At 62.9% G+C, this 5,813-nt stretch carries 5 protein-coding genes and 1 pseudogene; 4 read left to right on the top strand and 2 right to left on the bottom strand.

What is annotated here, in order from left to right; translation table 11 throughout:
- The 3 genes from EN991_RS20800 to EN991_RS20790 all read left to right on the top strand — a co-directional run.
- Positions 1–542 (top strand): transporter substrate-binding domain-containing protein (locus EN991_RS20800; protein ID WP_127369440.1); only part of this gene is annotated, 542 nt, incomplete at its 5' end.
- Between the two features lie 92 nt (positions 543–634).
- Positions 635–1,900 carry a cation:dicarboxylase symporter family transporter gene (locus tag EN991_RS20795; RefSeq protein WP_245461024.1) on the top strand — a complete coding sequence of 422 codons (1,266 nt, stop codon included), beginning with the start codon at positions 635–637 and terminating at the stop codon, positions 1,898–1,900.
- Positions 1,897–2,694: an amino acid racemase gene (locus tag EN991_RS20790; protein WP_127369438.1), complete on the top strand. Its 798-nt coding sequence runs from the start codon at positions 1,897–1,899 to the stop codon at positions 2,692–2,694. The genes EN991_RS20795 and EN991_RS20790 overlap by 4 nt, the downstream gene beginning before the upstream one ends.
- Before the next feature lie 6 nt (positions 2,695–2,700).
- Here EN991_RS20790 and EN991_RS20785 read toward each other — a convergent pair whose 3' ends face one another.
- Positions 2,701–4,056 (bottom strand): glutamine synthetase family protein, encoded by a 1,356-nt coding sequence (locus EN991_RS20785; protein ID WP_127369437.1) that lies wholly within the window; start codon positions 4,054–4,056, stop codon positions 2,701–2,703.
- Between the two features lie 483 nt (positions 4,057–4,539).
- Here EN991_RS20785 and ftsZ point away from each other — a divergent pair, with 483 nt between their 5' ends.
- The gene (ftsZ, locus tag EN991_RS20780; protein ID WP_013532929.1) at positions 4,540–5,574 is read left to right on the top strand and encodes a cell division protein FtsZ; all 1,035 of its coding nucleotides are present in this window, start codon (positions 4,540–4,542) and stop codon (positions 5,572–5,574) included.
- A 57-nt stretch (positions 5,575–5,631) separates the two neighbouring features.
- On the opposite strand, the pseudogene EN991_RS20775 reads toward ftsZ, so the two are convergent.
- Positions 5,632–5,813: pseudogene (locus tag EN991_RS20775) on the bottom strand (fructose-1,6-bisphosphate aldolase); the annotation flags it as partial.

Raw genomic sequence — 5,813 nt, 5'->3', positions numbered from 1 at the left:
GTTCCGGACAGGCCGACATGGCGATTGGCAAGCTCAGCAGGACGCTTCAGCGCGGCCGGTCGATCATCTATTCCCGCCCCTACGCCATGCTGCGGCAAGGGCTGATCGCCAACCGCCTCAACCTGGCGCGTATCGCGCAAGGCAAGCCGCCAGAACAGATTGTCCGTGATTTCTCAGGCGATCTCGGCGTGATCGAGGGCTCTTCCTTCGCCACTTATGCGGCCACGACTTTCCCACATGCGCAAATCCATCGCTTGGCAAGCTGGGATCTGATCATCGATGCGATCCGAAACGGGACGATCGACATGGCCTATCGCGATGATTTCGAGATCAAGAAGCTGATGGTCGACGATCCGTCGATGACAGTCGTAGCGCGCTCCATCACGCTGACCGACAAGGTCGATACGATCGCAGTCGGCGTGCGGCCGGACAATCCGCATCTCGCGGCCTTTGTCGATCTGTATCTCGACCTCGCGCGGGGTCAGCAGATTCTCAACACGGACGAGATCATCGCCCGCTATCGCCTGGGGAGCAAAGCCTGACAATGGCCATCTCCGACGTAGCCGGACCCCTGCCTTTCGATTGGCGCCTCGTGGCAAGGCGTATCTTGCGATCGCCGGTGACGACGATTGCGATGATTGCTGCAGGAATCCTGTGCGGCCTCTACTATCCAGACTTTGCCCATGCGATCAGCCCTGTCGCACAACTCTACCTGAATTTCCTCAAGATGGTCGTCCTGCCCTATTTGGTCTCATCGGTCATCTTCTCCATCACGGCGATGGTCCAGGACCCGAAATCGGTCCGCTACCTCGGTAAGGTGGGTATGGCCGTGCTGGTCGTGTCGTTCCTGGCCGTGCTGGTGAGCGGCACCTTGTCGCTGATCCTGCAGCCGGGCCAGATCGAGAATCCCCAGTCGCGCATCGAGCTTGGCGAGTTCATCAATTCGCAAGGCAGCGTGTCCACCGATCTCGCCTTCCCGTTCCAGCCGCCGCCCTCCAATGGGGATCCCGGGCATTCGATCCTGCTCGACCTGGTGCCGAACAACGTCTTCAATGCGCTGGCCTCGGGACAGACCATCCAGGTTCTGCTGTTCTGCCTGCTTTTCGGGCTCGCGATGGGGAAGATTCCCCAGCCCTCGTCCATGAGCCTGACGCAGGCGCTCAACGCGGTCTACAGGGCCTGTACGGTGCTGACCAACTGGTTCATCTGGGGGTTGCCCTTTGCAACCTTCATCCTGATCGCGGACCAGACCGCGTCGACCGGAACCAAGCCGCTCACGCTGATGGGCGGTTACCTGCTGGTGATGGGTCTTTCCTGCCTCATATTCGTTGCCGGCGCCTTTGCCATTATCGCCATCCGGTCGCGACGAAGCTACTGGACGACGATCAAGACCTGCCAGCCCCTTCTCATGGTGGCCATCACCACACGCTCTACGGTCGCCTCGCTGCCGTGGGTCATCAACCTTTTGAGCGAGCGCCTGCGGTTCAGCCTGGTGGTCGTGGAACTGCTGGTGCCGCTGCAGGCGGCTTTGCTGCGTACAGGCCCGGCGCTGCTCTACACTTCGGGTGCGCTGTTCATCGCCCAACTCTACGGCCATCCGCTTGCAGTCCCCGACCTCGTGCTCGTCGGCATCATCTCGGCGCTTCTCGCCCTCACCACCGGCGGCATGGGCAGCCTGCTCATCCTGTCGCAGATGTCCATCGTCTGCGGCTACCTGAAGCTTCCCTTCGAGGCGGCGTTCGCTTTGTTCGTCGCGGTGGATGCGGCCGTGGACACGTTCATGACGCTGGCCAGCGTCTGCACCGTCGCAGCGAGCACGGCAATGATCGCTCCCAGCCACAGGGAGGCGACACAGCCTGAAACCGTCTCGGGACAGCTCGAAGCCGAGCCTGCCGGATGATCGACGACAGCATCCGTCCCCAGCTCGGCATTATCGGCGGCCTCGGGCCGCTTGCATCGGCTGACTTCTACTTCAAATTGACCCGGATGACCCAGGCGTTCAGAGACAACGAACATGTGCCTGCCGTGATCCTCAGCGTACCGCAGCTGCCCGACAGGACCGAAGCCATCCTTGCCGGCCATGACGGCCCGCTGGCGCCTTTGAAAGCCGCGGTCGCGACGCTCAATGCGCTCGGCGTCGCCTGCGTCGCGATGCCGTGCAACACCGCCCATCATTGGTACGACCAACTGGCGGCGAATTCGCGCGCGGAAATCATCCATATCGGCGACGCCGTGGTGGCGGAGACGCGTCGTAGCCTGGAGCGGGGCCGGGTTGCTGTTCTCGCCACCCAAGGCACGCTGGCCTCCGGCTTCTATCAGGACAGGATGTCGGCGGCGGGATTTGAGATCTGCCTTCCCGCGAACACCGAATTTCAGGCGTGCGTCGACAGCGCGATCAGCCTCGTCAAGGCGGGTTCGATCGCGGATGCGGCGGTTGAAACCGAGCGCGCGCTCGACATCGCGCAAGCGACCGGCGCCGATGCCGCCCTGCTCGGCTGCACCGAACTGTCGGTGGTGGCCGCCAGCCTCAACGACGTGAATGGATTGGTCGTCATCGACAGCAATGCGGCCCTGGCGCGAGCCTGCCTGACGCGATTAGGGTTCGGTACGCAGGAAGCCCGAGGCCTGCCGACCGTATCGCGGCCGCCAGGACATGATTGGCCGATGCGCGCCAGCTTGGCCGTACTGGCGTAACCCGATCTAGACGCTCTCGAGGTATGTCTCGATCTCGAAATCGCTGACATTGAGCGCGAACGTGTTCAGCTCCTGGCGTTTGCAGGCCACAAAGGAGTCGCGCAGGATGGCTGGAAAAATCTCCGCCACATGCGTCCCGCTCTCGAAGGCGGCGATCGCGGATGCCCAGTCCGGCGGCAGCTTTGCCGGCGGAAGTCCCTGGCCGTCTGTGCCGATCGGATCACCTGGCGACAACTGTCTTTCGATGCCGGTCAGCGCGGCGCCCAATATGGCCGCGAGCACCAGATAGGGGTTGGCGTCGGCTCCCGACACGCGGTGCTCGATACGGCGAGCAGCGGTCGGCCCGCCCGGAATGCGGATCGCGACCATGCGGTTCTCATAGCCCCAGGCGACCGCAGTCGGCGCATAGGATCTTGGGCGCAGCCTGCGGTACGAATTGAAGTGCGGCGCGAACACCAGCGTGCTCTCGGCCATTGCCGCAAGCAGGCCACCGACTGCATGGCGCATGGTCTCCGAGCCCTGGTCGGTGCCGTCGTCGAAGACGTTGCGTCCTTCACCGTCGACCAGGCTGAAATGAACGTGAAAGCCGTTGCCCGCCCGGTCGCCATAGGGCTTGGCCATGAAGCAGGCGGCAAAGCCGTGCTTGCGGGCAATGCCCTTCACCGTGCGCTTGAACAGCACCGCATCGTCAGCCGCCCGCAACGCGTCCGCGACATGGTTCAGATTGATCTCGAACTGACCGACGCCGTTTTCGGCGATGGCCGTGTCGACGGGAATGCCTTGCGTCCGGCAGGCCTCGTAGACGTCATGGATGAAGGATTCGAAATCGTCGATTTCGTCGATCGACAGCGCCGCGTCGGAATCGAGCCGGCGTCCGGTCACCGGCGAGACAGGGCCGACCGGCCGTTGCGATTGCGGATCGACGAGGTAGAATTCGAGTTCCGTTGCCGCGACCGGGGTCAGGCCCAGGACCTTGTAGCGATCGAGGATGCGGGCCAGCGCCCGTCGCGGGTCGCCGAGATAGGGCGCGCCGCTTTCGTCGGCAAGCCACAGCGGGACAAGTGCCGTCGGATGCGCCGTCCAGGCCACCGGCAGAATGCCGCGCCCGGTCCATTGGCACAGTCCATCGGCATCGCCGGTCGAGAAAACCAGGCTGTTGCCTTCGATGTCTTCGCCCCAGACATCCAGTCCGATCAGCGAAAAAGGCATGCGCAGCTTGCCTTCCAGCGCCTTTCTTGCCTGCTCGACGGGAATGCGCTTGCCGCGCATGATGCCGTTGAGGTCGCACACCGCCGCCCTCAGGCTCTGGATGTCGGTTCTGCTTTCAAGCCAGTTCAAAACGTCCGCAATTGCATCGCTCAATTTAAAACCTCTGGTTTTCGAAGGTGCCGCAGCCTGACCGGCCGCACGTCCCTGGTAAAAATAGCTGGTGAGTTTTAGGAAAACAGACGTGGCTGTCGCCAAGCGCTTTTCCTTATTTTTTCAAGTCACTAGCTGGTATGTCGGGAGGCATTTCAAAACCAATTGCGCGATCTGCGATCGCAACATAGAGGTTGGAGGGCGGAATGCCAAGCACGAGCCGGTAAACCAGCGCGCAGCCGCTATCGGCGGGAGCGGCGAGCTCGCTGCGGTAAGATCTGGCGCACGCAGCGCCCGAGCCACGCTGTGCAAAACGGTCATCACAAATCTTGACCTCGCATGCACTTGCACCTCTGGCCGCTGTCTGGCTTTTTGGGGTACCCATCGCAACGGACTGATTCGCGTCATGCCGCTCGATTGCAATATGCCCAAGGCAGTCTGCGGGTGGGTCGTGAAGCGCGCGCAATTGACGAAGGAGAAACAGGCATGGCCGAGTTCAAGAAGCCCGAAATCTCCGAGATGAGACCCAAGATCACCGTTATCGGCGTCGGCGGCGGCGGCGGCAATGCCGTCAACAACATGATCGCCGAGCAGCTTCAGGGTACCGAATTCATCGCCGCCAACACCGACGCGCAGGCGCTGACCATGTCCAAGGCGACGCGGCTGATCCAGCTTGGCGCTCATGTCACCGAAGGGCTGGGCGCCGGATCGCTTCCCGAGATCGGCCGCGCCGCGGCCGAGGAATCGCTCGACGAGATCATGGATCATCTGGCCGGCACGCATATGTGTTTCGTCACCGCCGGAATGGGCGGCGGCACGGGAACCGGTGCGGCTCCAATCATCGCCCAGGCGGCGCGCAAAGCCGGCATCCTGACGGTTGGCGTCGTCACGAAGCCGTTCACCTTTGAAGGCCGGCGCCGCATGCAGATGGCCGAAGAAGGCATCGAGCGGCTGCGCGAGAGCGCCGACACGGTGATCGTCATCCCGAACCAGAACCTGTTCAGGATCGCCGATGCCAAGACCACCTTCGCCGATGCGTTCGTCATTGCCGACCGGGTGCTCTATGCCGGCGTCAGCTGCATCACCGACCTCATCGTCAAGGAAGGCCTGATCAATCTCGACTTCGCCGATGTCAAATCCGTGATGCGCGACATGGGCCGCGCCATGATGGGCACCGGTGAGGCTTCCGGTGAAGGCCGCGCGATGAAGGCGGCCGAAGCCGCGATCGCCAACCCGCTGCTCGACGAAGTGTCGATGAAAGGCGCCAAGGGCGTGCTGGTCTCGATATCGGGTGGCAGGGACATGACCCTGTTTGAAGTCGACGAGGCCGCCACCCGCATCCGCGAAGAGGTCTACGAGGATGCCGACATCATCGTTGGCGCCATCTTCGACAAGGGCATGGAAGGCCGCTTCAGGGTCTCGGTCGTGGCGACGGGCCTCGACCGTGCTTTTGGCGCCGAGGATGCCGACGCCGGCATCGCGCGCGACCACGCCGGTCAGCCGGCGCGGACGCTTCAATAGTGTTCGGTAAACGGGCAGGGCGCTGCCGCGCTCCTGCCCTCGATACCAGCGTTCAGCTCAGCCGAACTTCGGGTCCAGACTGCCCGACTTGTAGCGCTTGGCCATTTCGGCGACCGGCAGCGGCTTGATCTTCTGCGCGTTGCCGGCGGTGCCGAACTGTTCGAAGCGCTCCTTGCAGAGCTTGCGCATGGCGGCCATGGCCGGTGTCAAATATTTGCGCGGATCGAACTCGCTTGGAT

It is taken from the genome of Mesorhizobium sp. M7A.F.Ca.US.005.03.2.1, assembly GCF_003997795.1.
GTDB classification, from domain to species: Bacteria; Pseudomonadota; Alphaproteobacteria; order Rhizobiales; family Rhizobiaceae; genus Mesorhizobium; species Mesorhizobium ciceri.
This window is presented reverse-complemented; position numbering and strand designations above follow the sequence as displayed.

Coding starts and splice junctions, on each gene's coding strand:
- EN991_RS20795 (WP_245461024.1), top strand. CDS start 635: ATGATTGCTGCAGGAATCCTGTGCGGCCTCTACTATCCAGACTTTGCC.
- EN991_RS20790 (WP_127369438.1), top strand. CDS start 1,897: ATGATCGACGACAGCATCCGTCCCCAGCTCGGCATTATCGGCGGCCTC.
- ftsZ (WP_013532929.1), top strand. CDS start 4,540: ATGGCCGAGTTCAAGAAGCCCGAAATCTCCGAGATGAGACCCAAGATC.